The 24,752-nt window shown below is 44.8% G+C and carries 20 protein-coding genes, 9 tRNA genes, 4 rRNA genes, 1 pseudogene and 2 other annotated features (1 of these 36 only partly in view); all 34 genes and pseudogenes read right to left on the reverse strand.

Going from position 1 to position 24,752, the window contains the following annotated elements; all coding sequences use genetic code 11:
* Positions 1–104, reverse strand: a sequence feature (ribosomal protein L10 leader region) (it extends 36 nt beyond the left edge of the window).
* Between the two features lie 48 nt (positions 105–152).
* The 34 genes and pseudogenes from rplA to rrf (NST16_RS17635) all read right to left on the reverse strand — a co-directional run bounded on the left by rplA (position 153) and on the right by rrf (NST16_RS17635) (position 24,747).
* Entirely contained in the window at positions 153–851 is a 699-nt protein-coding gene (gene rplA / locus NST16_RS17470) for a 50S ribosomal protein L1 (RefSeq protein ID WP_003225765.1), read from the reverse strand.
* Between the two features lie 94 nt (positions 852–945).
* On the reverse strand, positions 946–1,371 hold the full coding sequence (gene rplK, locus NST16_RS17475; protein WP_003156430.1) for a 50S ribosomal protein L11: 426 nt from the start codon (positions 1,369–1,371) through the stop codon (positions 946–948).
* A gap of 167 nt (positions 1,372–1,538) precedes the next feature.
* Positions 1,539–2,072, reverse strand: a complete 534-nt coding sequence (gene nusG / locus NST16_RS17480) for a transcription termination/antitermination protein NusG (RefSeq protein ID WP_010332761.1) — start codon at positions 2,070–2,072, stop codon at positions 1,539–1,541.
* Between the two features lie 183 nt (positions 2,073–2,255).
* Positions 2,256–2,435, reverse strand: a complete 180-nt coding sequence (gene secE / locus NST16_RS17485) for a preprotein translocase subunit SecE (protein WP_010327716.1) — start codon at positions 2,433–2,435, stop codon at positions 2,256–2,258.
* A gap of 33 nt (positions 2,436–2,468) precedes the next feature.
* A complete protein-coding gene (rpmG, locus tag NST16_RS17490) occupies positions 2,469–2,618 on the reverse strand; it encodes a 50S ribosomal protein L33 (protein ID WP_003156421.1) in 150 nt (49 codons plus the stop codon).
* 92 nt (positions 2,619–2,710) lie between these two features.
* Positions 2,711–3,367, reverse strand: coding sequence for an RNA polymerase sporulation sigma factor SigH (gene sigH / locus NST16_RS17495; RefSeq protein WP_003225758.1), 657 nt, complete (start codon positions 3,365–3,367; stop codon positions 2,711–2,713).
* 62 nt (positions 3,368–3,429) lie between these two features.
* Positions 3,430–3,942 carry a ribosome-dependent mRNA decay endonuclease Rae1/YacP gene (gene rae1, locus NST16_RS17500; RefSeq protein WP_010332760.1) on the reverse strand — a complete coding sequence of 171 codons (513 nt, stop codon included), beginning with the start codon at positions 3,940–3,942 and terminating at the stop codon, positions 3,430–3,432.
* A gap of 6 nt (positions 3,943–3,948) precedes the next feature.
* Positions 3,949–4,698 carry a 23S rRNA (guanosine(2251)-2'-O)-methyltransferase RlmB gene (rlmB, locus tag NST16_RS17505; RefSeq protein ID WP_010332759.1) on the reverse strand — a complete coding sequence of 250 codons (750 nt, stop codon included), beginning with the start codon at positions 4,696–4,698 and terminating at the stop codon, positions 3,949–3,951.
* Positions 4,691–5,114 (reverse strand): annotated as a pseudogene (locus NST16_RS17510) (mini-ribonuclease 3). Before NST16_RS17510 ends, rlmB begins: the two are co-directional and overlap by 8 nt.
* Before the next feature lie 3 nt (positions 5,115–5,117).
* Positions 5,118–6,518 (reverse strand): cysteine--tRNA ligase, encoded by a 1,401-nt coding sequence (cysS, locus tag NST16_RS17515; RefSeq protein WP_168746774.1) that lies wholly within the window; start codon positions 6,516–6,518, stop codon positions 5,118–5,120.
* Positions 6,515–7,168: a serine O-acetyltransferase gene (gene cysE / locus NST16_RS17520; protein ID WP_010332756.1), complete on the reverse strand. Its 654-nt coding sequence runs from the start codon at positions 7,166–7,168 to the stop codon at positions 6,515–6,517. Before cysE ends, cysS begins: the two co-directional genes overlap by 4 nt.
* A gap of 81 nt (positions 7,169–7,249) precedes the next feature.
* Positions 7,250–7,480: a binding site (T-box leader), on the reverse strand.
* Positions 7,481–7,482: 2 nt separating this feature from the next.
* Positions 7,483–8,934 carry a glutamate--tRNA ligase gene (gltX, locus tag NST16_RS17525; RefSeq protein WP_010332755.1) on the reverse strand — a complete coding sequence of 484 codons (1,452 nt, stop codon included), beginning with the start codon at positions 8,932–8,934 and terminating at the stop codon, positions 7,483–7,485.
* An 88-nt stretch (positions 8,935–9,022) separates the two neighbouring features.
* Positions 9,023–9,499, reverse strand: coding sequence for a 2-C-methyl-D-erythritol 2,4-cyclodiphosphate synthase (gene ispF / locus NST16_RS17530; protein ID WP_010332754.1), 477 nt, complete (start codon positions 9,497–9,499; stop codon positions 9,023–9,025).
* On the reverse strand, positions 9,492–10,190 hold the full coding sequence (gene ispD, locus NST16_RS17535; RefSeq protein ID WP_010332753.1) for a 2-C-methyl-D-erythritol 4-phosphate cytidylyltransferase: 699 nt from the start codon (positions 10,188–10,190) through the stop codon (positions 9,492–9,494). Before ispD ends, ispF begins: the two co-directional genes overlap by 8 nt.
* A 14-nt stretch (positions 10,191–10,204) precedes the next feature.
* The gene (locus NST16_RS17540; RefSeq protein WP_168746772.1) at positions 10,205–11,305 is read right to left on the reverse strand and encodes a PIN/TRAM domain-containing protein; all 1,101 of its coding nucleotides are present in this window, start codon (positions 11,303–11,305) and stop codon (positions 10,205–10,207) included.
* 119 nt (positions 11,306–11,424) lie between these two features.
* A complete protein-coding gene (gene disA, locus NST16_RS17545; protein WP_003242042.1) occupies positions 11,425–12,507 on the reverse strand; it encodes a DNA integrity scanning diadenylate cyclase DisA in 1,083 nt (360 codons plus the stop codon).
* A gap of 3 nt (positions 12,508–12,510) precedes the next feature.
* Positions 12,511–13,887 (reverse strand): DNA repair protein RadA, encoded by a 1,377-nt coding sequence (gene radA / locus NST16_RS17550; protein WP_010332751.1) that lies wholly within the window; start codon positions 13,885–13,887, stop codon positions 12,511–12,513.
* A gap of 91 nt (positions 13,888–13,978) precedes the next feature.
* Positions 13,979–16,411 (reverse strand): ATP-dependent protease ATP-binding subunit ClpC, encoded by a 2,433-nt coding sequence (gene clpC / locus NST16_RS17555; RefSeq protein ID WP_010332750.1) that lies wholly within the window; start codon positions 16,409–16,411, stop codon positions 13,979–13,981.
* Entirely contained in the window at positions 16,408–17,499 is a 1,092-nt protein-coding gene (locus NST16_RS17560; protein WP_010332749.1) for a protein arginine kinase, read from the reverse strand. Before NST16_RS17560 ends, clpC begins: the two co-directional genes overlap by 4 nt.
* The gene (locus NST16_RS17565) at positions 17,499–18,056 is read right to left on the reverse strand and encodes a UvrB/UvrC motif-containing protein (protein WP_095714843.1); all 558 of its coding nucleotides are present in this window, start codon (positions 18,054–18,056) and stop codon (positions 17,499–17,501) included. The genes NST16_RS17560 and NST16_RS17565 overlap by 1 nt, the downstream gene beginning before the upstream one ends.
* A 13-nt stretch (positions 18,057–18,069) precedes the next feature.
* Positions 18,070–18,534 carry a transcriptional regulator CtsR gene (gene ctsR / locus NST16_RS17570; RefSeq protein WP_010332747.1) on the reverse strand — a complete coding sequence of 155 codons (465 nt, stop codon included), beginning with the start codon at positions 18,532–18,534 and terminating at the stop codon, positions 18,070–18,072.
* Positions 18,535–18,777: 243 nt separating this feature from the next.
* Positions 18,778–18,893: ribosomal RNA gene (rrf, locus tag NST16_RS17575) — 5S ribosomal RNA — on the reverse strand.
* A gap of 54 nt (positions 18,894–18,947) precedes the next feature.
* Positions 18,948–21,875 (reverse strand): 23S ribosomal RNA (locus NST16_RS17580).
* 169 nt (positions 21,876–22,044) lie between these two features.
* Positions 22,045–23,594, reverse strand: a 16S ribosomal RNA gene (locus NST16_RS17585).
* Between the two features lie 173 nt (positions 23,595–23,767).
* Positions 23,768–23,843, reverse strand: a tRNA-Ala gene (locus NST16_RS17590).
* Positions 23,844–23,850: 7 nt separating this feature from the next.
* Positions 23,851–23,927, reverse strand: a tRNA-Pro gene (locus NST16_RS17595).
* Between the two features lie 23 nt (positions 23,928–23,950).
* Positions 23,951–24,027, reverse strand: a tRNA-Arg gene (locus NST16_RS17600).
* 9 nt (positions 24,028–24,036) lie between these two features.
* Positions 24,037–24,122 (reverse strand) — tRNA-Leu (locus tag NST16_RS17605).
* A gap of 14 nt (positions 24,123–24,136) precedes the next feature.
* Positions 24,137–24,211, reverse strand: a tRNA-Gly gene (locus NST16_RS17610).
* A gap of 40 nt (positions 24,212–24,251) precedes the next feature.
* Positions 24,252–24,334, reverse strand: a tRNA-Leu gene (locus tag NST16_RS17615).
* 7 nt (positions 24,335–24,341) lie between these two features.
* Positions 24,342–24,417 (reverse strand) — tRNA-Lys (locus tag NST16_RS17620).
* 37 nt (positions 24,418–24,454) lie between these two features.
* Positions 24,455–24,530: transfer RNA gene (locus NST16_RS17625), tRNA-Thr, on the reverse strand.
* Between the two features lie 3 nt (positions 24,531–24,533).
* Positions 24,534–24,609: transfer RNA gene (locus NST16_RS17630), tRNA-Val, on the reverse strand.
* 22 nt (positions 24,610–24,631) lie between these two features.
* Positions 24,632–24,747 (reverse strand): 5S ribosomal RNA (gene rrf, locus NST16_RS17635).
* Together the 16S, 23S and 5S rRNA genes with 9 tRNA genes alongside form the textbook arrangement of a ribosomal RNA operon.
* Positions 24,748–24,752 lie beyond the last annotated feature (5 nt).

The following is a 24,752-nucleotide window of genomic DNA, read 5'->3' on the forward strand; positions in this document are numbered from 1 at the left end:
TGTATATACAAGCATACGTAACGTAATAGCTGTGATAATATACACCTCGGTAGGATATTAAGCTGTTAAGCCCCTACTGTCTACGGTATAAATGATATATTATATTTTACAACATTTTGAATCATATCAGAATGTTGATGTCATGTCAAATATTATTTTACGTTAAAAGTTGAAGCGTCTACTTTGACACCAGGTCCCATAGTAGAAGTTACAGCAACGTTTTTCACGTAAACGCCTTTTGCTGCAGCAGGTTTTGCTTTCAGGATTGTATCATACATTGTTGTGAAGTTCTCAACAAGTTTTTCATCCTCGAAAGAAACTTTACCGATAGGAACATGGATGTTTCCAGCTTTATCTACGCGGTATTCAACTTTACCAGCTTTGATTTCGCCGATAGCTTTTTCAACTTCGAAAGTAACTGTACCAGTTTTAGGGTTTGGCATTAAACCTTTTGGTCCAAGCACACGACCGATTTTACCAACTTCACCCATCATGTCAGGTGTAGCTACGATAACATCGAAATCGAACCAGCCTTGTTGAATTTTGTTGATGTAGTCAGTATCTCCAACGTAATCTGCACCAGCAGCTTCAGCTTCTTTCGCTTTTTCGCCTTTTGCGAAAACGAGAACGCGCTGAGTTTTACCAGTTCCGTTTGGAAGCACAACTGCTCCGCGGATTTGCTGGTCGTTTTTACGAGGGTCAACCCCTAGACGGAATGCAACTTCAACTGTAGCGTCGAATTTAGCTGTGTTTGTTTTTTTAACGAGAGCTACTGCTTCAGAAACATCGTAAGCTTTCGCACGATCTACAAGCTTAGCAGCTTCTGCGTACTTTTTACCTTTTTTAGCCATTTTAAAATTTCCTCCTTATGTGGTTATAGCGGAATAACCTCCCACGAATAAGGGTTGCGAACTTGTGAAAACTCGCAACCCGACAAGAAACAAATTAATCCTCGATTACAATACCCATACTGCGTGCAGTACCTTCAACCATGCGCATTGCCGCTTCAACGTCTGCTGCGTTTAAGTCAGGCATTTTCGTTTCAGCGATTTCGCGTACTTTATCGCGCTTAACGGTTGCCACTTTATTACGGTTTGGTTCACCAGAACCAGACTCAATTCCAGCTGCTTTTTTAAGCAATACTGCAGCAGGTGGAGTTTTTGTAATAAATGTAAATGAACGGTCTTCGTAAACCGAAATTTCAACAGGAATGATTAAACCAGCTTGGTCAGCTGTACGAGCGTTAAACTCCTTACAGAATCCCATGATATTAACACCGGCTTGACCTAGTGCAGGTCCAACTGGCGGCGCTGGGTTAGCTTTTCCAGCAGGAATTTGCAATTTTACAACTTTTACTACTTTTTTAGCCACGAGACACACCTCCTTAAGTCCGTGATGTGGTAATAGGGTAAACCCTCCCACTCAAGGTTTCATTCTTTATATGAATGATGAAATATCAAGCTAGCTGCCTTGGATAAGTCCAAGACGTACCTTTGCTATATTATCATTTATATATAGCAATTTCAAGTTTTTTCACATTACAATTTGTCGATCTGGGTAAATTCCAGCTCAACCGGCGTTTCACGGCCGAACATATTAACGAAAACTTTAACCTTGCTTTTATCGTAGTCAATCTCTTCAATTGATCCAGTAAAGTTGGCAAAAGGTCCGTCTATCACTTTCACTGTCTCTTTTAATTCAAAGTCAATGTCAGTTTTGCGTTCGTCCATACCCATTCTCTTCAGAATGGTTTCTGCTTCGCCAGGAAGAAGCGCCGTCGGTTTTGAACCAGAGCCGGCGGAACCTACGAATCCAGTAACACCAGGTGTGTTGCGGACAACATACCAAGAATCATCCGTCATGACGATTTCAACAAGGACATAGCCAGGGAATACTTTCTTTTTGACGACTTTTTTCTTGCCGTTTTTGATATCCGTCTCTTCTTCTTCAGGTACGACTACACGAAAAATCTTATCCTGCATCCCCATTGATTCAACACGTTTTTCCAAGTTGGCTTTTACTTTGTTCTCATAACCAGAGTACGTGTGAACAACATACCAATTCTTTTCCATTCTCTTCAGGACTGTCCAGTCCTTCCCTCCCCGCATTTGGTTTTAGTGTACTACCATAACGCTTCATGCAAAAAATAGGCGGTAAGCCTATGATAACTTTCATTTTTAACCCACAATAAAAAACCCGCTGAACGGGTTTTGGCAAGTGATATTATGATCTATTATAGCACGTATTGCTGATCATTATTCAACTATTAAACGAATTAATTGAGAAATTCCTGTGTCAAGGAGGGCAAAAAAGATAATAAAAAAGATAACCGTTGAAATAACCGTGATGGTATAGCGAGTTAACTCTTTTCCTTTAGGCCAGCTTACCTTTTTCATTTCTTTCCCAACATCTTTAAAGAATCTCATAATACGCATGTAAAAGACCTCCACAATTTAAAAGCGCAAACACTATTTTGTTTCAAGATGAGCTGTATGTGAATTGCAAGTACTGCAGTATTTCTTTACTTCTAATCGCTCAGCCGCTGATGCAGAGCTCTTCATTGTCGTATAATTACGGTTTCCGCATGTCTTGCATGCTAACGTAATCTTTTTTCTCATGTCATTACACCTTTTTCTAAATAGACATTAGTTCTTATCTTAAGTAACATATCATAGTCGGAAAAATACTGTCAATATACCATAAATACCTATTACAAGCTGATCTCACGAATTTCCAGGTACTTCTCCAGCTTGCGTTTCACTCGCTGAAGAGCGTTATCGATCGATTTCACATGGCGGTTCAGCTCATCTGAAATCTCTTGATAGCTTCTTCCGTCTAGATATAATACAAGTACTTTTCTCTCTAAATCACTTAAAAGTTCTCCCATTTTCATTTCTATATCATCAAATTCTTCCTGATTGATAATCATTTCTTCTGGGTTTAATGTTTTCGCTCCCGAAATAACATCAAGCAGCGTTCGGTCTGATTCTTCATCAAAAATCGGTTTATCTAATGAGACGTAGGAATTCAAAGGAATGTGTTTCTGGCGAGTAGCTGTCTTTATTGCGGTAATAATTTGGCGGGTAATACATAATTCTGCGAAAGCTTTGAAAGAGGTAAGCTTGTCCTCTTTGAAGTCACGAATAGACTTATAGAGGCCTATCATTCCTTCCTGAACAATATCTTCTCTGTCCGCACCTATTAAAAAATAAGATCTTGCTTTTGCACGAACAAAGTTTCGGTACTTCGTAATCAAGTAATCTAACGCATCACTGTCCCCAACATGAACCTTTTCAATGACCTGCTCGTCCTCCAACTGGCAAAACTGCTCTTTGTTGAATTTTCCCTTGTTGTTCTGTAGATTCACTCCGATCCCCCCGGCGCACGTAGATAGAAATATTATACATTATTGGACAAAAAAGCGTCAACTTAATCTAAGTCGCCCCTCCGCCATTTTTCAAACGTTTTCAAAACCTCTTCCGATAAAGCAATTTTACCCGCTGGCTTTTCGGAAGTGATCTTTCTTACCCGCCTTTCGATTCGCCTTTCGATTGCTTCTACCTCTCTCAAGAGCTCACGGGCTGATTTTCGCAATGCCCCCTGTCCGAAAATCGCCCACTGCTCAGTGTAGTCAGAGGTCGCAACATGAATTTGAGTCGAAATGTTATTCAGAGCCTGTGCCAGCTTTTCTATCCGCTCATCCGCAGTCTCATTCTCTTTTGTGAAAATCACTTCAACTCTGTGATTGGTCTGTTTTTTCTCAAGCCCCTTCACAAGATGTGCGTCAAATACGACAATAACCCTGTTTCCTGTATACGATTGATATTCAGCCATTTTCTGAATCAGTACGTCTCTCGCCTCTTCAAAACTGTTCGCTTTTAAATCCTTCAGCTGCGGCCAGGCTCCAATCATGTTGTATCCGTCTACTAACAGGATATCCATTAATCATTATTCTCCCAGAGGATTTCGTTTCCGGTAGACTTCATACATCAAAAGCCCCGCCGCTACAGACGCATTGAGTGAAGTAACTTTACCGGCCATCGGGAGTTTAATAAGAAAATCACATTTTTCTTTAATCAGGCGTCCCATTCCTTTTCCTTCACTTCCGATGACGAGAGCCAAAGGCATGCCGCCGTCCATTGTGCGGTAATCCTCCCGCGCGGATGCATCCGTTCCGACAACCCAGATTCCCCGCTCTTTCATTTCCTCTAGTGTTCGCGCCAAATTAGTGACCTTTGCCACTGGAATATGCTCAATTGCGCCTGTTGAAGCCTTCGCCACCGTAGTTGTCAGACCGACAGCTCTGCGTTTTGGAATCACAATGCCATGGGCGCCGACTGCATCGGCTGTTCTCATAATTGAACCGAGATTATGAGGGTCCTCAAGCTCGTCCAGAATGAGAAAGAAAGGCTGTTCATTTCTTTCCTCTGCCGCTTTATATAAGTCGTCCAGTTCCGCGTACTCATATGCTGCGACCTGTGCCACTACGCCTTGATGCTGCCCTGTAACCATTTGGTCGAGTTTTTTTCTGGGGACGTATTGAATGGTTATGCCCTGCTTTTTCGCAAGCTCAATCACCTGCTGTGCTTGTCCTTTTACGGTGTTTTCCGCCATCCACAGCTTATACAGCTTACGATCTGATTTTAACGTCTCGATCACTGCATTTTTTCCTATGACGTAATCATGTTGCTCACTCATTTGTTTTCCTCCCTGACCGTCCCGAATTGTATAGCTACAGCAACAAGCTGATTCAGTCTTTCTTCTTTTTTCTCAAGAAAAAGATAGCCCAGCAGTGCTTCAAATGCTGTACTATAGCGGTACGTCTGAACATCTGTATTTTTAGGTATCGTTCCCGACTTGGCATTTCTGCCTCTTTTCAGCACCGCTTCCTCTTCTTCCGTGAAAAATGATTGATTCCGCAGAAAGAAAAGGATCTCAGCCTGTGACTTTGCCGATACGATCCGACTTGATTTTTTGTGAAGATCATTTGGTTTGGTAAATCCCTGCTTAAGCAGGTGATGCCTCACATAAACTTCAAAAATGGCATCACCTATATAAGCAAGCGCAAGACCGTTAAGCTGCTTTGAATCTTTTATCGTTTCAAAATCAAGCATCCGTTATTCTCCCCGTTTCCAGCGAGTGCCTTGAGCCGTATCTTCAAGAATGATATTCATGCTTTTCAGCTGGTCACGGATCTGGTCTGACAGAGCAAAATCACGATTGCGGCGCGCTTCATTTCTTTTTTCAATCAAATCTTCAATCTCTTGATCCAGAAGCTCCTGCTCACCCAGTGAGAAACCGAGGACAGAAACAATTCGGTCAAACATGTCAATAAACGCTGTAATCACATGATCTGCCGTATGATCTTCCTGAAGATAATAGTTCGCATTTTTCGCCAAATCGAACAAAACAGAAATGGCATTCGCTGTATTAAAATCATCATCCATTGCTTCTTCAAATGCTTTTCGATGTTCTTCAATCTTTGCAAGCCATTTATCATCATCTTCTGTTAAATTCGTGCTGCTGTTTAAACGGTGCTGAAGGTTGCTGTACGCTGTTTTCAACCGGTTAAACGCGCTCTTTGTGTTCTCCAGAAGCTCTTCTGAATAGTTGATGGGGTGACGATAATGAACAGACAGCATAAAGAATCTGAGGAGCTGCGGATCATGCTGTTTAATAATGTCATGCACAAGCACAAAGTTGCCGAGTGATTTTGACATTTTTTCATTATCGATATTGATATAGCCATTATGAAGCCAGTATTTCGCAAATGTTTTGCCAGTCAGCGCTTCAGATTGTGCAATTTCATTTTCATGGTGAGGGAAGGTTAAATCCTGGCCGCCTGCATGGATATCAATCTGATCACCTAAGTACTTTTTCACCATCGCAGAGCATTCAATGTGCCAGCCCGGACGTCCTTTCCCCCAAGGGCTATCCCAGGAGATTTCTCCTTCTTTAGCCGCTTTCCACAGAGCGAAATCAAGAGCATCTTCTTTTTTCTCGCCAACTCGGATGCGTGCGCCCGATCTCAATTCATCAATCGATTGCTGCGAAAGCTTTCCATATCCCTCAAATGCTCTTGTTTTGAAATACACATCTCCTTCAGATTCATAAGCATAGCCCTTTTTCACCAGCTGATCTATGAAATCAATAATCGCGTCCATGTTTTCCATGACGCGCGGATGAAGGTCTGCTTTTCTGCAGCCAAGAGCGCCCACATCTTCAAAGTATGCCTTAATAAAACGCTCAGAAATGGTTGGAACATCTTCACCGAGTTCATTTGCCGCTTTAATTAATTTATCATCTACATCTGTGAAGTTAGAGACATACTGGACATCGTAGCCTTTATACTCCAAATAGTTTCGTATCGTGTCATAAACGATGGCCGGACGGGCATTCCCTATATGAATATAATTGTAAACCGTCGGTCCGCACACGTACATTTTCACTTTCCCCTCTTCAAGAGGAACGAATGTTTCCTTCTGTCTGGTCAATGTATTATAAAGAGTGATTGTCATTTTTGATTAATCCTTTCTTTTCTGTCTTCAAGTTCCGCCTTCAGCTCTAAAATCTGCAGTTCCAAAGACTTAAATCGGTCAGCAACAGGATCGGGTAAATCCTGATGGTTTAGATCCCGTTTGATTTTCTTGCCGTTTTGAACGACAACCCTTCCCGGGATGCCGACAACTGTGGAGTAGTCCGGAACATCGTGCAGCACAACTGAACCAGCCCCTATTTTGGAGCCTTCACCGACAGTAATCGAACCGAGCACTTTAGCACCTGTTGCTATCAATGCGTCATCTTTAATTGTCGGATGCCTTTTTCCCCTTTCTTTCCCCGTTCCTCCAAGGGTAACTCCCTGAAAAACGGTTACGTTATTGCCAATTTCACATGTCTCCCCAATGACAACCCCCATCCCATGGTCTATGAAAAATCTTCTTCCGATCGTAGCCCCTGGGTGGATTTCAATTCCTGTAAAAAATCGGCTCACCTGAGATATAAGGCGTGCAAGGAAATAAAATTTTCGTTTATATAAAGCATGTGCAATCCGATGCGCCCATATAGCATGTAAACCGGAATAAGTTAAAATCACTTCAAAATAACTTCGTGCTGCAGGATCTTGATCGAACACCGTATCAATGTCTTCTTTGAACATTTTAAAAAACACATGCTTCCCCCCATTCTACACGCTATCCTCTATCTATTTCCTCTAGACACCAATAAAAAAAGCGCCTCTGCATGTAAACATGACAGAGACGCTTTAACCGCGCGGTTCCACTCTGTTTGAAAAGCAGACTCCTGCTCTCCCAACTTCAGCCTGTAACGGCGGCGGCCGCCTTTGAATACTGATTTCGAAAAACGTTCTTCAAAGGTCTTAAGGGCGCACTTCTAAAACCCGACTCTGGGATCTCTCTCAGCCAATGAAGATCCTTTCTGTATTGGTCTAAAGCTTTATACTCTTCCCTGTCAACAATCATCTATTTAGATATTTTTCAATCGCTGAATTGCAGATTCTTTTCCGATCAGTTCAATTGATTGCGGAAGCTCAGGACCGTGAGTTTGGCCTGTTACAGCAACACGGATCGGCATAAACAGCTTTTTCCCTTTATGACCTGTTTCTTTCTGCACTGCTTTGATAGAAGCTTTGATCTGATCCGGAGTGAACTCCTCTAGCTCTTCAAGCTTCGCAGCGAATGTGCTAAGCACTTCAGGCACCTGCTCTTCTTCTAGAACAGCTTTTGCTTCTTGATTATACTCGATCTCATCCGTAAAGAACAAATCAGTCAGCTCAACAATTTCTGCACCGTAGCTCAATTGCTCATGATATAGAGAAATCAGTTTGCGAACCCATTCTTGTTCTTCAGGAGAAAGCTCATTGCCAACTTTGCCGGCTTTTTGAAGATGCGGAAGCGTAAGCTCAACAACCTGATCAAGATCCAATTTTTTCACATATTGGTTGTTGACCCATTTTAGCTTATGCATATCAAACAGAGCTGGTGATTTAGATAACCGGTTTACATCAAAAATGTCAATAAACTCTTCTTTTGTGAAAAGCTCTTCCTCTCCTACCGGCGACCAGCCCAGCAGGCCGATAAAGTTAAACAGCGCTTCCGGCAAGTAGCCAAGCTCTTTATATTGCTCAATGAATTGGATAATGGATTCATCACGTTTGCTGAGTTTTTTACGGCTTTCATTTACAATCAGCGTCATGTGGCCGAACTGAGGAATATCCCATCCAAATGCTTGATAGATCATGATCTGTTTTGGTGTATTCGAGATATGATCCTCACCGCGCAGCACGTGCGTCATTTTCATTAGATAGTCATCCACAGCTACTGCAAAGTTATAAGTCGGCGTGCCGTCTTTTTTCACAATAACGAAGTCGCCGATGCCATCAGATTCGAAAGAAATTTCACCTTTTACAATATCATTGAACGCAATGATTTTTCCTTCAGGGACGCGGAAACGAATACTCGGCTTTCTGCCCTCTGCAAGGAATTTTTCCTGTTCTTCCTGAGTCAGATCTCTGTGCTTTCCGGAATAACGCGGCATCTCTCCGCGGGCAATCTGCTCTTCACGTTCTTTTTCAAGTTCTTCTTCCGTACAGAAACATTTATAAGCAAGCCCTTTTTCAAGCAGCTCTTCATAGTAAACCTTATAGATATCGTTACGCTCGGACTGACGGTATGGGCCGTAATCTCCGCCGACATCCACACTCTCATCCCAGTCGATGCCAAGCCATTTTAAATAGTTAAGCTGGCTTTGTTCTCCGCCCTCAATGTTGCGTTTTTTATCCGTGTCCTCAACACGAATAATAAACTTACCGCCTTGGTTGCGGGCAAATAAATAATTAAAAAGCGCCGTTCTGGCATTTCCAATATGCAAATGTCCTGTTGGACTCGGTGCATAACGAACGCGTACTTCGTTTCCCATTTCAAATACTTCCTTTCATCTCATGTATGGCCTCAGGCTAAATGTATGCATCTATTCTACCACCAAATAGACCGGGCATCAAAACAAGTTAGCCTTTTTGTATCAGCACTGTCGCTTGAGCCGCTATTCCTTCCGCTCTTCCTGTAAACCCAAGCTTTTCGGTCGTGGTCGCTTTTACATTCACTTGGGAAACCTCTGCCTCAAGCCCTTCGGCGATTCTTTTTCTCATGTCTTCTATGTACGGCGCCATCTTCGGCTTCTGTGCAATGATCGTGCAATCAATATTTCCAAGTACATATCCTTTCTGTTTCACAATCCCCCAGACATGCTGAAGTAATTGAAACGAATCAGCATCCTTGAACTCAGGATCTGTATCAGGAAAGTGCTTGCCGATGTCGCCCTCCCCGACAGCTCCGAGGCATGCGTCAGCAACGGTATGCAATAATACATCCGCGTCAGAATGTCCGAGCAATCCTTTTTCATACGGAATTTCAACTCCGCCGATAATGAGAGGCCGGCCCTCTACTAATTGGTGCACATCAAAACCTTGTCCGATTCTAAACATGTTTATTCCCACTTTCTGCTTCCATGATAGCTTCAGCTGACGTTAAATCATCAGGAGTCGTCAGCTTAATATTTGTATAGTTACCTTCTACAACACGGACCGAACCGCCCTCAAGCTGTTCGACGAGACTGGCGTCATCCGTTCCTAAAAATCCTCTGCGCTCTGCCTCAGCGTGAGCCTCCATCAATAAAGAAAGACGAAAAGCTTGTGGCGTTTGGACAGCCCACAAGCTTGAACGTTCAATCGTCTCACTGACTTCTAAACCTTGAACGCGTTTAATCGTATCTTTTACCGGAACAGCCAGGATGGCCGCTCCTGCCTGCTCCGCTTCAACGATCAGTTCGTCAATCTGTTCATGCTTTATAAAAGGACGAGCGCCGTCGTGAACGAGCACAATCTTTTCTTGTTTAATGGCTTTGAGTCCTTTATAAACACTGTGCTGGCGTTCATCTCCGCCTGCAACAAGCTCGATAGCGGTTTGAAACGGATATTGGCTCAGCAATTGCTGAAAGTCTTCACGTTCGCGCTCGTTAATCACCAAGATGATTCTGTCGCACGGACGATGGCTGTCAAACACCCGTAAAGTGTGAATGATAACCGGATCTCCTTTCAGCTCGATAAACAGTTTATTTCTCCCTGCCTTCATCCGTTTCCCCTGTCCGGCCGCAGGAATAACCACATCATAATTCATTGTTCTTTCTCCCTTTACAGCGCCTTCTCCAACAGCTTAGGCTTGGCAAAAATCATTCGTCCCGCTGCTGTCTGCAGCACACTTGTGACGAGAACATCAATGTGTTTGCCGATATAATTCCGTCCTTCTTCAACGACAATCATAGTGCCGTCATCCAAGTAAGCGACTCCCTGATTATGCTCTTTGCCGTCTTTTATGACCTGAACATTCATTTCCTCACCCGGAAGCACAACGGGCTTGACCGCGTTGGCAAGGTCATTAATGTTCAATACTGCTACCTTCTGAAGCTCGCATACTTTATTTAAATTAAAATCATTCGTCACAACGACTCCGGATGTCAGTTTAGCGAGTTTGACAAGCTTGCTGTCAACCTCCTGAATATCTTCAAAGTCACCTTCATAAATTTCTACTTTAATATCTAATTCTTTTTGAATGCGGTTCAGGATATCAAGACCGCGGCGCCCTCTGTTGCGTTTTAACACATCTGAGGAGTCAGCGATATGCTGCAATTCCTCAAGGACAAACTGCGGAATCACGATGATTCCCTCTAAAAAACCAGTCTGACAAATATCTGCAATTCTCCCATCAATAATAACACTTGTGTCCAGGATTTTCAGCTTTTTGTCTTGGACCTCGTGCTCTTCATCGGCTGCTCCTTTTTTCTTTTGCATTCTGGCGGAAATGGAGAATAGGCTGATCAGTTCATCCTTTTTCTTAAAGCCCACCTGAAAGCCAAGATAACCGAGAAAGAAAGCTAAAAACACAGGGATGATTGTGCTGAGTATGCGGTAAGGTATATTGTCTAAAGGAATAACGTTTACGATAAGATAAGCAATTATAAGTCCAAATACTAAGCCAAGACTTCCAAATAACAAATCTGGAACCGGCGCTTTTAATAATGAATCCTCTATCCACTTCACCCAGTTCACAACGTAATCTGTACCCCATATACTGATGAGAAAAAAGATAATTGCACCTATTGCCGCAGACGTATATGCGTTTGTTATTAAAGGTATGTCCTGTAAACTTAACAGTACAAACAATTCAGGTATTAAAAATATACCAACAACGCCGCCGAAAATAATGAAGAACGCCTGAACTATTCGTTTTAACATACCCCCACCTCCTTTAAAGAAAATTGTTATATTTCATAAGATTTTATGCAACCTACGAATATCAGAATAAACAAAAACCAACAATAATATACCCGTAATGATATGGTTTTAACCGAAAATCATAGCTGTCTGTCTAAATAATGCTTCTCTTGAAGACGTTTTAAGCCCTTTTTGATTTTTTGGGCTCGTACTTCACCGATACCCTCTACTTCATCTAATTCTTCCGCACTTGCCTCAATAATTCTCGGCAGGACGCCAAATGCTTCCACCACATTTTCCACAATTGGCATCGGAAGGCGCGGTATCTTATTTAGCAGCCTGTATCCTCTAGGCAGAACATAGTCATCAAGATTTGTAGAAGCCGGGTAACCAAGAAGCTTATAAACAATGGAATCATCAAGCAAATCGTAGCTGGACATATCCTGCAGCTCTTTTAAAAGGACAAACGGATCTTTAATTTTTTCCTTCACGTAATCCTTAATAAATAAAGCAGCCTCTTCTTCCATATCAGTAATCAGTTCGATGACCTGCAGCTTAATCAAATGACCTTCTGTTCCCAGCTCCCTGATATACATGTTGATTTCATTTTTAATTCGCAGCACCATTTCATAACGGTGCATCACAGACAGAACATCGCTGAAAGTAACGAGTTCCTCAAACTCTAATGCGTTTAGTGCATTAATCGTTTTGTCCAGAATTGTTTTATATTTTTCTAGAGTTTGAATGGCTTGGTTCGCTTTTGTTAAAATAAATCCTATGTCTTTTAGTGTATACTTCATACTTTCCTGATATAACGTTATGACATTTCTTCTCTCAGAAATTGCGATAACGAGACAGCCGGTTTGCTTAGCTACTCTTTCGGCGGTGCGGTGCCGCATTCCTGTTTCTGACGAAGAAATTGTGGCTTCAGGCATCAATTGTGTATTGGCATATAGGATTTTTTGACCAGAATCACTTAAGATAATCGCACCATCCATTTTAGCCAGTTCATATAAATGCGCCGGAGAAAAAGCAGTGTTAATGTGGAAACCGCCATCCACCACTTCTTTTACTTTATCATTATATCCAACAACAATCAGACCGCCTGTATTTGCTCTCAGCACATTTTCTATCCCCGCTCTGAGCGGTGTTCCAGGAGCAACAAACTGCAAAATAGAAGACAGATCTAACTCATGTTTCGCCCCTTTTTTCTCTTTTTCCATCTATTATCCTCCTAATGAAGTACGAAGTGCCTCTGAAACATTTGCTACTCCGATGACCTCAATCCCTTTTGGTTTCGTCCATCCATCCAGATTTGCCGCAGGTATGATCATGCGTTTAAAGCCAAGCTTTGCCGCTTCTTTTACACGCTGTTCAATTCTTGATACCCGGCGGACTTCTCCGGTTAATCCCACTTCTCCTATAAAGCAATCTGCAGGATTTGGAGGTGTATCTCTAAAGCTCGATGCGATACTTACCGCTATAGCAAGATCAATCGCAGGTTCATCTAGTTTGACGCCGCCCGCTACCTTCAAATATGCATCCTGATTTTGCAGCAGCAGCCCTACTCTTTTTTCTAATACAGCCATTAACAGTGACACCCTGTTATGATCTATCCCTGTTGCCATGCGCCGCGGATTGCCAAAGCTCGTTGGCGAGATGAGTGCCTGAATTTCAACAAGAATAGGCCTTGTACCTTCCATAGAAGCCGTTATGCTCGACCCCGAAGATCCCGCCGAACGCTCTTCTAAGAAGATCTCTGAAGGATTCAGTACCTCAGTGAGCCCTTCTTCCCGCATTTCAAAAATACCCATTTCGTTTGTAGAACCAAAGCGGTTTTTTACAGCCCGTAAGATTCGGAAAGTGTGGTGACGTTCTCCTTCAAAGTATAAAACAGTGTCAACCATATGCTCCAGCAGTCTCGGCCCCGCGATGGACCCTTCTTTCGTTACGTGACCCACAATAAATATCGGAATACCTTTTGTTTTTGCAATTTTCATCAGCGCGGCTGTACATTCTCTTACTTGTGATACACTGCCGGGAGCCGATGTGATATCACTTTGATAAACCGTTTGAATAGAGTCGACAACGACAAACGCTGGATTCATCTCTTCTATAGCAGACGAAATATACTCCATATCGGTTTCGGATAAAACATGCAGTGAGGGATTATTTATGCCAAGACGGTCTGCTCTTAATTTCGTTTGTTTTACCGATTCTTCTCCTGAAATGTATAGAACATGACGCGATGAACCAGATAGCTGAGCGGATACTTGCAGTAGTAAGGTCGATTTCCCGATACCGGGGTCCCCGCCAATTAAAACAAGTGACCCCTTTACCACTCCGCCGCCGAGCACTCTGTTAAACTCGCCGAGCTGTGTTTTCACCCGAGGTTCTTCTGATGTTTCGATTGATGTTATGGGGGAAGGTTTCTGTACGGTTTGAACAGAATGAGAAAAAGCCGCTCTCCGATTGGCCGGTGCTTTTTTAATCATTTCTTCCACCATTGTATTCCAAGCACCGCAGCCCGGACATTTCCCCATCCATTTTGGAGACTCGTAGCCGCAGGATTGGCAGATGAATTTGGATTTTGTTTTAGCCATAAATAGTGTAAGACCTCTCCCTTGTTCTATTTCTTGATACGAAATTGAGGCATACACTTACATGCTGTATGCCTCATTTTCGTCTTCTATATTAATTCGTTTTAGCAGTCGTTTTTACGACAAATTCGCCATCTTCTACATCAAGAACGATATGGTGCCCTTTATGAATGTTACCCCTGAGGAGCTCTTCGGATAAACGATCCTCCACATGTTTTTGAATGGCTCTTCTGAGCGGGCGGGCACCGTATTCAAGGTCTACGCCCTCTTCCGCGACTTTTGCTTTCGCAGCTTCCGTCAATTCTATAGAAAGATCCTGTTCTTTAAGACGTTTCGTTAATTGATCAGACATCAATGACACGATTTCAGCCAGATGTTTTTTCTCAAGTGAATGGAAGACGATAATTTCATCAATACGGTTGATGAATTCCGGTCTGAACGCACGTTTCAGCTCACCCATCACTTTATCTTTCATGTCTTTATGATTTTGCGTCTCATCCTGAACGTTGAAGCCGACATATTTGTTGCGTTTCAGCTCACTTGCTCCGACGTTTGATGTCATGATCAGAATCGTGTTGCGGAAATCGACTGTACGGCCTTTAGAATCAGTTAATCGTCCGTCTTCAAGAACTTGAAGGAGGATATTGAAGACGTCAGGGTGCGCTTTCTCAATTTCATCAAGAAGCACAACAGAGTATGGTTTTCTTCTTACCTTCTCTGTTAATTGGCCGCCCTCATCGTAACCCACATACCCTGGAGGTGAACCTACAAGTCTAGAAGTCGAGTGTTTTTCCATGTATTCAGACATATCAATTCTGATCATGGCTTCTTCATCACCGAAGATAGACTCAGCAAGCGCCCGTGCAAGCTCCGTTTTACCTACGCCTGTAGGGCCTAAGAAAATGAATGAGCCGATTGGACGTTTAGGATCTTTTAGCCCTGCTCTCGCACGTCTGACCGCTTTAGCAACGGCTACAACAGCTTCATCTTGGCCGATGACACGGGAATGAAGAATGCTCTCCATATTAAGAAGCTTATCTGTTTCAGTTTGAGCGATTTTTGAAACAGGCACCCCAGTCCAGCTGGATACAACCATCGCAATATCATCCACAGAAACCTCTGAGTTTTCCTGCCCCTGCTTCTCTTTCCATGATTTTTTCGTATCCTCCACTTGTTCACGCAAACGCTGTTCCGTATCACGCAGGGAAGCGGCTTTTTCAAATTCTTGGCTTTGCACCGCAGCATCCTTCTCTTTACGAACTTCATCAAGTTTCTGTTCAAGCTCTTTTAAATTAGGAGGCGTTGTAAATGAACGCAATCTGACCTTTGAGCCCGCTTCATCGATCAAGTCAATAGCTTTATCGGGAAGGAAACGGTCAGAAATATATCTGTCAGAAAGCTTAACCGCAGCTTCAATGGCTTCATCTGTGATAGAAACGCGGTGGTGAGCTTCATATCGGTCACGCAAGCCTTTTAAGATTTGAATGCTCTCGTCTACCGACGGCTGATCAACCTGGATTGGCTGAAAACGGCGCTCCAGAGCTGCATCTTTTTCAATATATTTACGATACTCATCAAGAGTTGTCGCACCGATACACTGAAGTTCTCCGCGAGCAAGTGAAGGTTTCAAGATGTTGGATGCGTCAATGGCACCTTCTGCTCCGCCCGCTCCGATTAATGTATGGAGCTCATCAATGAATAGAATGATGTTTCCTGCCTGACGGATTTCATCCATAACTTTTTTCAAACGATCCTCAAATTCACCGCGGTATTTTGTACCGGCAACAACTGTTCCCATGTCTAATGTCATAACGCGTTTATCCCGTAAAATTTCGGGAACTTCATTATTAATAATCTGCTGTGCGAGACCTTCTGCGATAGCTGTTTTACCTACGCCCGGTTCCCCAATCAGAACAGGATTGTTTTTCGTTCTGCGGCTCAGCACTTCAATAACACGCTGAATTTCTTTGCTTCTGCCGATAACCGGATCAAGGCTGTCTTCCTTCGCAATCGCTGTTAAATCTCTTGCCAGGCTATCTAGTGTAGGTGTATTCGCATTGCTGTTTGTTCCAGCCGCTGATGAACCTGTTTCATTACTTCCAAGAAGCTGAAGCACTTGCTGTCTTGCTTTATTTAAGCTGACTCCGAGATTGTTAAGCACTCTCGCAGCAACACCTTCACCTTCGCGAATAAGTCCAAGAAGAATATGCTCTGTTCCCACATAAGAATGGCCGAGTTTTCTGGCCTCATCCATTGATAACTCAATGACTTTTTTAGCTCTCGGAGTATAATGAATCGTTTGAGACATTTCCTGTCCGCGCCCGATTAAGCTCTCAACTTCTTTTTGAATTTTATCTGAACCAAGTCCAAGCGCTTGAAGTGCTTTAGCAGCGATGCCCTCTCCTTCTCGCACCAGTCCTAATAAAATATGTTCAGTGCCGATATTGTTATGACCTAAACGAAGTGCTTCTTCCTGTGCAAGCGCCAGTACCTTTTGAGCTCGTTCTGTAAATCTTCCAAACATCATATCGATTCATCCTCCTGTCTATTCCCATTCATTTCTAAATGAAGCCGTTCTCTGATAAGAGCCGCTCTTCGTATATCTCTTTCGTTCGGACGCAAAGCGCCTCCCGAGTATTGCTGTAAAAATCCCGGCTGTGTTAAAATCATCAGTTCATTAAGTATATTGCTTGAAAGTCCTTTTATAATGCCTAAGTCTATACCTAACCGAACATCTGAAAGGCACTTTGCAGTTTCTTTCGATTCAATCATCCGGCAATTGGACAAGACTCCATAGGATCGATACACACGATCCTCAAGCTCAATCTTAGAGGTTTGGTAAAGCGCTTCTCGAGCAGATCGTTCCTGTTCAATCAGCTGGGCAGCTACGCTGTTAAGGTCATCGACAATATCCTGCTCCGACTTTCCAAGCGTGATTTGATTTGAAATTTGAAAGATATTTCCTACTGCTTCGCTGCCTTCCCCATAAATTCCTCTAACAACTAAGCCTAATTGATTAATAGCCGGTATAATTCGATTTATTTGCCTAGTTAAAACCAGTGCCGGAAGATGCATCATGACTGAAGCCCTTAGGCCCGTACCTACATTTGTAGGACAGCTGGTTAAGTAACCTCTTTGCTCACTAAATGCATAATCAACCTTTTCCTCAATCCAGTCATCAACTTGGTTTGCGGCTTTCATTGCTTGTGGAAGCTGAAATCCTGGGAAAAGACACTGAATTCTAATGTGGTCCTCCTCATTCAACATGACGCTCACTTCCTCATTTTCAGAAAGCAAACAGCCGCCAAAAGGAGACTCTGTCAAATTAGGGCTGATGAGATGCTTTTCAACAAGCACCCGTTTTTCTAAAGGCTGTGCGTCGTTCATTCTGATTAAAAGGAATTTGCCGACACCGGGAATTTCATGTTCTGAAAACTCTTCTTCAAACTGTTGCAAGATGGATGAGGCTTCTTCATTGGAATATCGCGTAGGAAACCGAATATTCTCAAAGTTCCTAGCTAAACGTATGCGGCTGCTGAGTACAATGTCACTTTCAGGGCCTTTCTGCTTCATCCAACTGCTTAATGCGTCCTGAATAAAATGCTTTAGCGACATTACCCCTGTTCCTCCTCACTATCTGTACTTTTGAGTGACTGTTCTAATGAACGAATTTGATCTCTCACATGGGCTGCATTTTCAAATTCTTCTTGTTGTATTAAAGCTTCTAATTCTTTTTTCAGCATTTCGATCTGTCGTCTGACGTGCAGGTTGCCGCCTATACGTTTCGGTATTTTCCCGCCATGCACAGTGTTTCCGCTGTGAACTTTGCGTAAGATCGGTGTAATGTTGCTATGAAATGTTTTATAACATTCGGCACAGCCAAATCGGCCGGTTTTTCTAAATTGCTGAAATGTCATTCCGCACTTCGGACAAGCAGATATTTGCTCGGAATGGCTGAACATTTGAGTTCCAGCATTCTGAAATGAAGAATCCATGTTCAGTAAGCCTGATAGTAAATTATGAATAGAGAAACCATGACTTGCACTTATACCATATGAGTCGCTGTGTTCTTTTGCACATTGTTCGCAGATGTGAACCTCTTTTTTCTCTCCGTTAACAACCTTTGTAAAGTGAAAAGTGGCTGGTCTCTCATTGCACTCTTGACAAATCAATCTTTTCACCCGCTTATTTTAATTTTAAAGCGGTCAGCATAGCTTTCATCATTCTCGCTCTCAATTCATCACGTTCAGGCAAATCAATGTACAGTACTGAGCGATCCATCACGCTGACCATCATTTTTGCTTCTCTCTCAGAGATCACCTTGTCTTCTAATAGCCTTAAAATAATGTCATCAGAGGCTGCTTGAGACAAATGGGTATTAATTTGAGAAATAATATTATTGATTAGGACAACTTCATTATTCATTTTAATTTTAATGATTCTGATGTAACCGCCGCCCCCGCGTTTGCTCTCAACAATATATCCTCTCTCGCTTGTAAATCTGGTGTTGATGACATAATTTATTTGGGAAGGAACACATTGAAATTTATCTGCAATTTCACTCCGTTTAATTTCTAAAATTTCCTTGCCATTTTGATCTAACACTTGTTTCAAGTACTGTTCAATGATGTCAGAAATATTATGTCCCACTCAACCCCCTCCTTTATTGACTTTGACTATATTTGACTTTAATCTTACTATAAGGTGTTTTTCGAGAATTTTCAACTTTATCGCTCTATCTTAAGTATTTCCATTTTCTAAATTCATAAAACCTGATTATTCACTTAAATTTCTCTGTGAAGTTATTATATTATATAACTAAATGAAATTTTATGATACCAATAAAGGAGAACGCAAAAAGGACAGCTCATATGAGCTGTCCTTTTATTAATTGCTTGGCGGCGTCCTACTCTCACAGGGGGAAACCCCCGACTACCATCGGCGCTGAAGAGCTTAACTTCCGTGTTCGGCATGGGAACGGGTGTGACCTCTTCGCTATCGCCACCAAACAATTTGAGAGTGTTCTCTCAAAACTAGATAACAGGTGTGACATCATTAGAAATTAGGTTAAGTCCTCGATCGATTAGTATCTGTCAGCTCCATGTGTCGCCACACTTCCACCTCAGACCTATCAACCTGATCATCTTTCAGGGATCTTACTTCCTTGCGGAATGGGAAATCTCATCTTGAGGGGGGCTTCATGCTTAGATGCTTTCAGCACTTATCCCGTCCGCACATAGCTACCCAGCGATGCCCTTGGCAGAACAACTGGTACACCAGCGGTGCGTCCATCCCGGTCCTCTCGTACTAAGGACAGCTCCTCTCAAATTTCCTGCGCCCGCGACGGATAGGGACCGAACTGTCTCACGACGTTCTGAACCCAGCTCGCGTACCGCTTTAATGGGCGAACAGCCCAACCCTTGGGACCGACTACAGCCCCAGGATGCGATGAGCCGACATCGAGGTGCCAAACCTCCCCGTCGATGTGGACTCTTGGGGGAGATAAGCCTGTTATCCCCGGGGTAGCTTTTATCCGTTGAGCGATGGCCCTTCCATGCGGAACCACCGGATCACTAAGCCCGACTTTCGTCCCTGCTCGACTTGTAGGTCTCGCAGTCAAGCTCCCTTGTGCCTTTACACTCTGCGAATGATTTCCAACCATTCTGAGGGAACCTTTGGGCGCCTCCGTTACCTTTTAGGAGGCGACCGCCCCAGTCAAACTGCCCACCTGACACTGTCTCCCCGCCCGATAAGGGCGGCGGGTTAGAAGGTCAATACAGCCAGGGTAGTATCCCACCGATGCCTCCACCGAAGCTGGCGCTCCGGTTTCCAAGGCTCCTACCTATCCTGTACAAGCTGTACCAACATTCAATATCAGGCTGCAGTAAAGCTCCACGGGGTCTTTCCGTCCTGTCGCGGGTAACCTGCATCTTCACAGGTACTATAATTTCACCGAGTCTCTCGTTGAGACAGTGCCCAGATCGTTGCGCCTTTCGTGCGGGTCGGAACTTACCCGACAAGGAATTTCGCTACCTTAGGACCGTTATAGTTACGGCCGCCGTTTACTGGGGCTTCAATTCGCACCTTCGCTTACGCTAAGCGCTCCTCTTAACCTTCCAGCACCGGGCAGGCGTCAGCCCCTATACTTCGCCTTACGGCTTCGCAGAGACCTGTGTTTTTGCTAAACAGTCGCCTGGGCCTATTCACTGCGGCTCTCTCGGGCTTTCACCCTAACAGAGCACCCCTTCTCCCGAAGTTACGGGGTCATTTTGCCGAGTTCCTTAACGAGAGTTCTCTCGATCACCTTAGGATTCTCTCCTCGCCTACCTGTGTCGGTTTGCGGTACGGGCACCTCTCACCTCGCTAGAGGCTTTTCTTGGCAGTGTGGAATCAGGAACTTCGCTACTAAATTTCGCTCGCCATCACAGCTCAGCCTTATGGGAAACGGATTTGCCTATTTCCCAGCCTAACTGCTTGGACGCGGATATCCAATACCGCGCTTACCCTATCCTCCTGCGTCCCCCCATTGCTCAAATGGTGAGGAGGTGGTACAGGAATATCAACCTGTTGTCCATCGCCTACGCCTTTCGGCCTCGGCTTAGGTCCCGACTAACCCTGAGCGGACGAGCCTTCCTCAGGAAACCTTAGGCATTCGGTGGAGGGGATTCTCACCCCTCTTTCGCTACTCATACCGGCATTCTCACTTCTAAGCGCTCCACCAGTCCTTCCGGTCTGGCTTCACAGCCCTTAGAACGCTCTCCTACCACTGTTCGAAGAACAGTCCGCAGCTTCGGTGATACGTTTAGCCCCGGTACATTTTCGGCGCAGAGTCACTCGACCAGTGAGCTATTACGCACTCTTTAAATGGTGGCTGCTTCTAAGCCAACATCCTGGTTGTCTAAGCAACTCCACATCCTTTTCCACTTAACGTATACTTTGGGACCTTAGCTGGCGGTCTGGGCTGTTTCCCTTTCGACTACGGATCTTATCACTCGCAGTCTGACTCCCAAGGATAAGTCATTGGCATTCGGAGTTTGACTGAATTCGGTAACCCGGTAGGGGCCCCTAGTCCAATCAGTGCTCTACCTCCAAGACTCTTACCTTGAGGCTAGCCCTAAAGCTATTTCGGAGAGAACCAGCTATCTCCAGGTTCGATTGGCATTTCACCCCTACCCACACCTCATCCCCGCACTTTTCAACGTGCGTGGGTTCGGGCCTCCATTCAGTGTTACCTGAACTTCACCCTGGACATGGGTAGATCACCTGGTTTCGGGTCTACGACCACGTACTCATGCGCCCTATTCAGACTCGCTTTCGCTGCGGCTCCGCATCTTCTGCTTAACCTTGCACGGGATCGTAACTCGCCGGTTCATTCTACAAAAGGCACGCCATCACCCGTTAACGGGCTCTGACTACTTGTAGGCACACGGTTTCAGGATCTCTTTCACTCCCCTTCCGGGGTGCTTTTCACCTTTCCCTCACGGTACTGGTTCACTATCGGTCACTAGGGAGTATTTAGCCTTGGGAGATGGTCCTCCCGGATTCCGACGGAATTTCACGTGTTCCGCCGTACTCAGGATCCACTCTGGAGAGAACGAAGTTTTGACTACAGGGCTGTTACCTTCTATGGCGGGCCTTTCCAGACCTCTTCATCTACCTCGTTCCTTTGTAACTCCGTATAGAGTGTCCTACAACCCCAAGAGGCAAGCCTCTTGGTTTGGGCTAATCCCGTTTCGCTCGCCGCTACTCAGGGAATCGCATTTGCTTTCTCTTCCTCCGGGTACTTAGATGTTTCAGTTCCCCGGGTCTGCCTTCTCATATCCTATGAATTCAGATATGGATACCACTCCATTACGAGTGGTGGGTTTCCCCATTCGGAAATCTCCGGATCAAAGCTTGCTTACAGCTCCCCGAAGCATATCGGTGTTCGTCCCGTCCTTCATCGGCTCCTAGTGCCAAGGCATCCACCGTGCGCCCTTTCTAACTTAACCGTTAAAAAGAATCACTATGTGATATCTTGTGTTACTAATTGAATGTGATGTCTACTGTTATCTAGTTTTCAAAGAACACGTTTCGAAGGAATGATCCTTCAAAACTAAACAAGACAGGGAACGTTCTGTTTATAAGACCCAAGGTCTTATATTCCGTAAATATCCTTAGAAAGGAGGTGATCCAGCCGCACCTTCCGATACGGCTACCTTGTTACGACTTCACCCCAATCATCTGTCCCACCTTCGGCGGCTGGCTCCATAAAGGTTACCTCACCGACTTCGGGTGTTACAAACTCTCGTGGTGTGACGGGCGGTGTGTACAAGGCCCGGGAACGTATTCACCGCGGCATGCTGATCCGCGATTACTAGCGATTCCAGCTTCACGCAGTCGAGTTGCAGACTGCGATCCGAACTGAGAACAGATTTGTGGGATTGGCTTAACCTCGCGGTTTTGCTGCCCTTTGTTCTGTCCATTGTAGCACGTGTGTAGCCCAGGTCATAAGGGGCATGATGATTTGACGTCATCCCCACCTTCCTCCGGTTTGTCACCGGCAGTCACCTTAGAGTGCCCAACTGAATGCTGGCAACTAAGATCAAGGGTTGCGCTCGTTGCGGGACTTAACCCAACATCTCACGACACGAGCTGACGACAACCATGCACCACCTGTCACTCTGCCCCCGAAGGGGACGTCCTATCTCTAGGATTGTCAGAGGATGTCAAGACCTGGTAAGGTTCTTCGCGTTGCTTCGAATTAAACCACATGCTCCACCGCTTGTGCGGGCCCCCGTCAATTCCTTTGAGTTTCAGTCTTGCGACCGTACTCCCCAGGCGGAGTGCTTAATGCGTTAGCTGCAGCACTAAGGGGCGGAAACCCCCTAACACTTAGCACTCATCGTTTACGGCGTGGACTACCAGGGTATCTAATCCTGTTCGCTCCCCACGCTTTCGCTCCTCAGCGTCAGTTACAGACCAGAGAGTCGCCTTCGCCACTGGTGTTCCTCCACATCTCTACGCATTTCACCGCTACACGTGGAATTCCACTCTCCTCTTCTGCACTCAAGTTCCCCAGTTTCCAATGACCCTCCCCGGTTGAGCCGGGGGCTTTCACATCAGACTTAAGGAACCGCCTGCGAGCCCTTTACGCCCAATAATTCCGGACAACGCTTGCCACCTACGTATTACCGCGGCTGCTGGCACGTAGTTAGCCGTGGCTTTCTGGTTAGGTACCGTCAAGGTACCGCCCTATTCGAACGGTACTTGTTCTTCCCTAACAACAGAGCTTTACGATCCGAAAACCTTCATCACTCACGCGGCGTTGCTCCGTCAGACTTTCGTCCATTGCGGAAGATTCCCTACTGCTGCCTCCCGTAGGAGTCTGGGCCGTGTCTCAGTCCCAGTGTGGCCGATCACCCTCTCAGGTCGGCTACGCATCGTTGCCTTGGTGAGCCGTTACCTCACCAACTAGCTAATGCGCCGCGGGTCCATCTGTAAGTGGTAGCCGAAGCCACCTTTTATGTTTGAACCATGCGGTTCAAACAAGCATCCGGTATTAGCCCCGGTTTCCCGGAGTTATCCCAGTCTTACAGGCAGGTTACCCACGTGTTACTCACCCGTCCGCCGCTAACATCAGGGAGCAAGCTCCCATCTGTCCGCTCGACTTGCATGTATTAGGCACGCCGCCAGCGTTCGTCCTGAGCCAGGATCAAACTCTCCGATAAAGTAGTTTGACTGACTACGCACATCGCTGTGCGATTTATTTAAAACTTGAATTAACAGGTACGTTTTGTCTTGTTTAGTTTTCAAAGATCATTTTGTTTATCGCTTTGTTAAAGCAACTTTATTAGTATACAACGTCACTTTCTCAAAGTCAACAACTTTTTTGAATCTTTTTTGGTGGAGCCTAGCGGGATCGAACCGCTGACCTCCTGCGTGCAAAGCAGGCGCTCTCCCAGCTGAGCTAAGGCCCCATAAAAATGGTCGGGAAGACAGGATTCGAACCTGCGACCCCATGGTCCCAAACCATGTGCTCTACCAAGCTGAGCTACTTCCCGATTCCTCATATTAAAATAATATATGGCGCGCCCGAGAGGAGTCGAACCCCTAACCTTTTGATCCGTAGTCAAACGCTCTATCCAATTGAGCTACGGGCGCAAATGATAATGCCGAGGGCCGGACTTGAACCGGCACGGTAGTCACCTACCGCAGGATTTTAAGTCCTGTGTGTCTGCCAATTCCACCACCCCGGCGTGGATGGTATAGTTGGAGCGGAAGACGGGATTCGAACCCGCGACCCCCACCTTGGCAAGGTGGTGTTCTACCACTGAACTACTTCCGCAGACAGGATGTCCAGTTTTTATAACTGTCATCCTATATAATGCGGGTGAAGGGACTTGAACCCCCACGTCATAAAGACACTAGATCCTAAGTCTAGCGCGTCTGCCAATTCCGCCACACCCGCTTAAAAATGGTGAGCCATGAAGGACTCGAACCTTCGACCCTCTGATTAAAAGTCAGATGCTCTACCAACTGAGCTAATGGCTCTTCTTACAAGAGACTTGAATATTATATCATATAAAAGTGGTGCCGGCAAGAGGACTTGAACCCCCAACCTACTGATTACAAGTCAGTTGCTCTACCAATTGAGCTACACCGGCAAATGGTGGAGGATGACGGGCTCGAACCGCCGACCCTCTGCTTGTAAGGCAGATGCTCTCCCAGCTGAGCTAATCCTCCATAATTGCACTAACGTGCAATTGCTTGGCGGCGTCCTACTCTCACAGGGGGAAACCCCCGACTACCATCGGCGCTGAAGAGCTTAACTTCCGTGTTCGGCATGGGAACGGGTGTGACCTCTTCGCTATCGCCACCAAACAATT

This window comes from Bacillus sp. FSL K6-1005, from assembly GCF_038000225.1.
Taxonomy (GTDB): Bacteria; Bacillota; Bacilli; order Bacillales; family Bacillaceae; genus Bacillus; species Bacillus mojavensis.

Excerpts from the sequence above, each read along its gene's own strand:
- rplA (WP_003225765.1), bottom strand. The coding sequence starts at position 851 with ATGGCTAAAAAAGGTAAAAAGTACGCAGAAGCTGCTAAGCTTGTAGAT.
- nusG (WP_010332761.1), bottom strand. The coding sequence starts at position 2,072 with ATGGAAAAGAATTGGTATGTTGTTCACACGTACTCTGGTTATGAGAAC.
- secE (WP_010327716.1), bottom strand. The coding sequence starts at position 2,435 with ATGCGTATTATGAGATTCTTTAAAGATGTTGGGAAAGAAATGAAAAAG.
- rpmG (WP_003156421.1), bottom strand. The coding sequence starts at position 2,618 with ATGAGAAAAAAGATTACGTTAGCATGCAAGACATGCGGAAACCGTAAT.
- rae1 (WP_010332760.1), bottom strand. The coding sequence starts at position 3,942 with ATGGATATCCTGTTAGTAGACGGATACAACATGATTGGAGCCTGGCCG.
- rlmB (WP_010332759.1), bottom strand. The coding sequence starts at position 4,698 with ATGAGTGAGCAACATGATTACGTCATAGGAAAAAATGCAGTGATCGAG.
- cysS (WP_168746774.1), bottom strand. The coding sequence starts at position 6,518 with ATGACAATCACTCTTTATAATACATTGACCAGACAGAAGGAAACATTC.
- gltX (WP_010332755.1), bottom strand. The coding sequence starts at position 8,934 with ATGGGAAACGAAGTACGCGTTCGTTATGCACCGAGTCCAACAGGACAT.
- ispF (WP_010332754.1), bottom strand. The coding sequence starts at position 9,499 with ATGTTTAGAATCGGACAAGGTTTTGATGTGCACCAATTAGTAGAGGGC.
- ispD (WP_010332753.1), bottom strand. The coding sequence starts at position 10,190 with ATGAATTATGATGTGGTTATTCCTGCGGCCGGACAGGGGAAACGGATG.
- NST16_RS17540 (WP_168746772.1), bottom strand. The coding sequence starts at position 11,305 with ATGTTAAAACGAATAGTTCAGGCGTTCTTCATTATTTTCGGCGGCGTT.
- disA (WP_003242042.1), bottom strand. The coding sequence starts at position 12,507 with ATGGAAAAAGAGAAAAAAGGGGCGAAACATGAGTTAGATCTGTCTTCT.
- radA (WP_010332751.1), bottom strand. The coding sequence starts at position 13,887 with ATGGCTAAAACAAAATCCAAATTCATCTGCCAATCCTGCGGCTACGAG.
- clpC (WP_010332750.1), bottom strand. The coding sequence starts at position 16,411 with ATGATGTTTGGAAGATTTACAGAACGAGCTCAAAAGGTACTGGCGCTT.
- NST16_RS17560 (WP_010332749.1), bottom strand. The coding sequence starts at position 17,499 with ATGTCGCTAAAGCATTTTATTCAGGACGCATTAAGCAGTTGGATGAAG.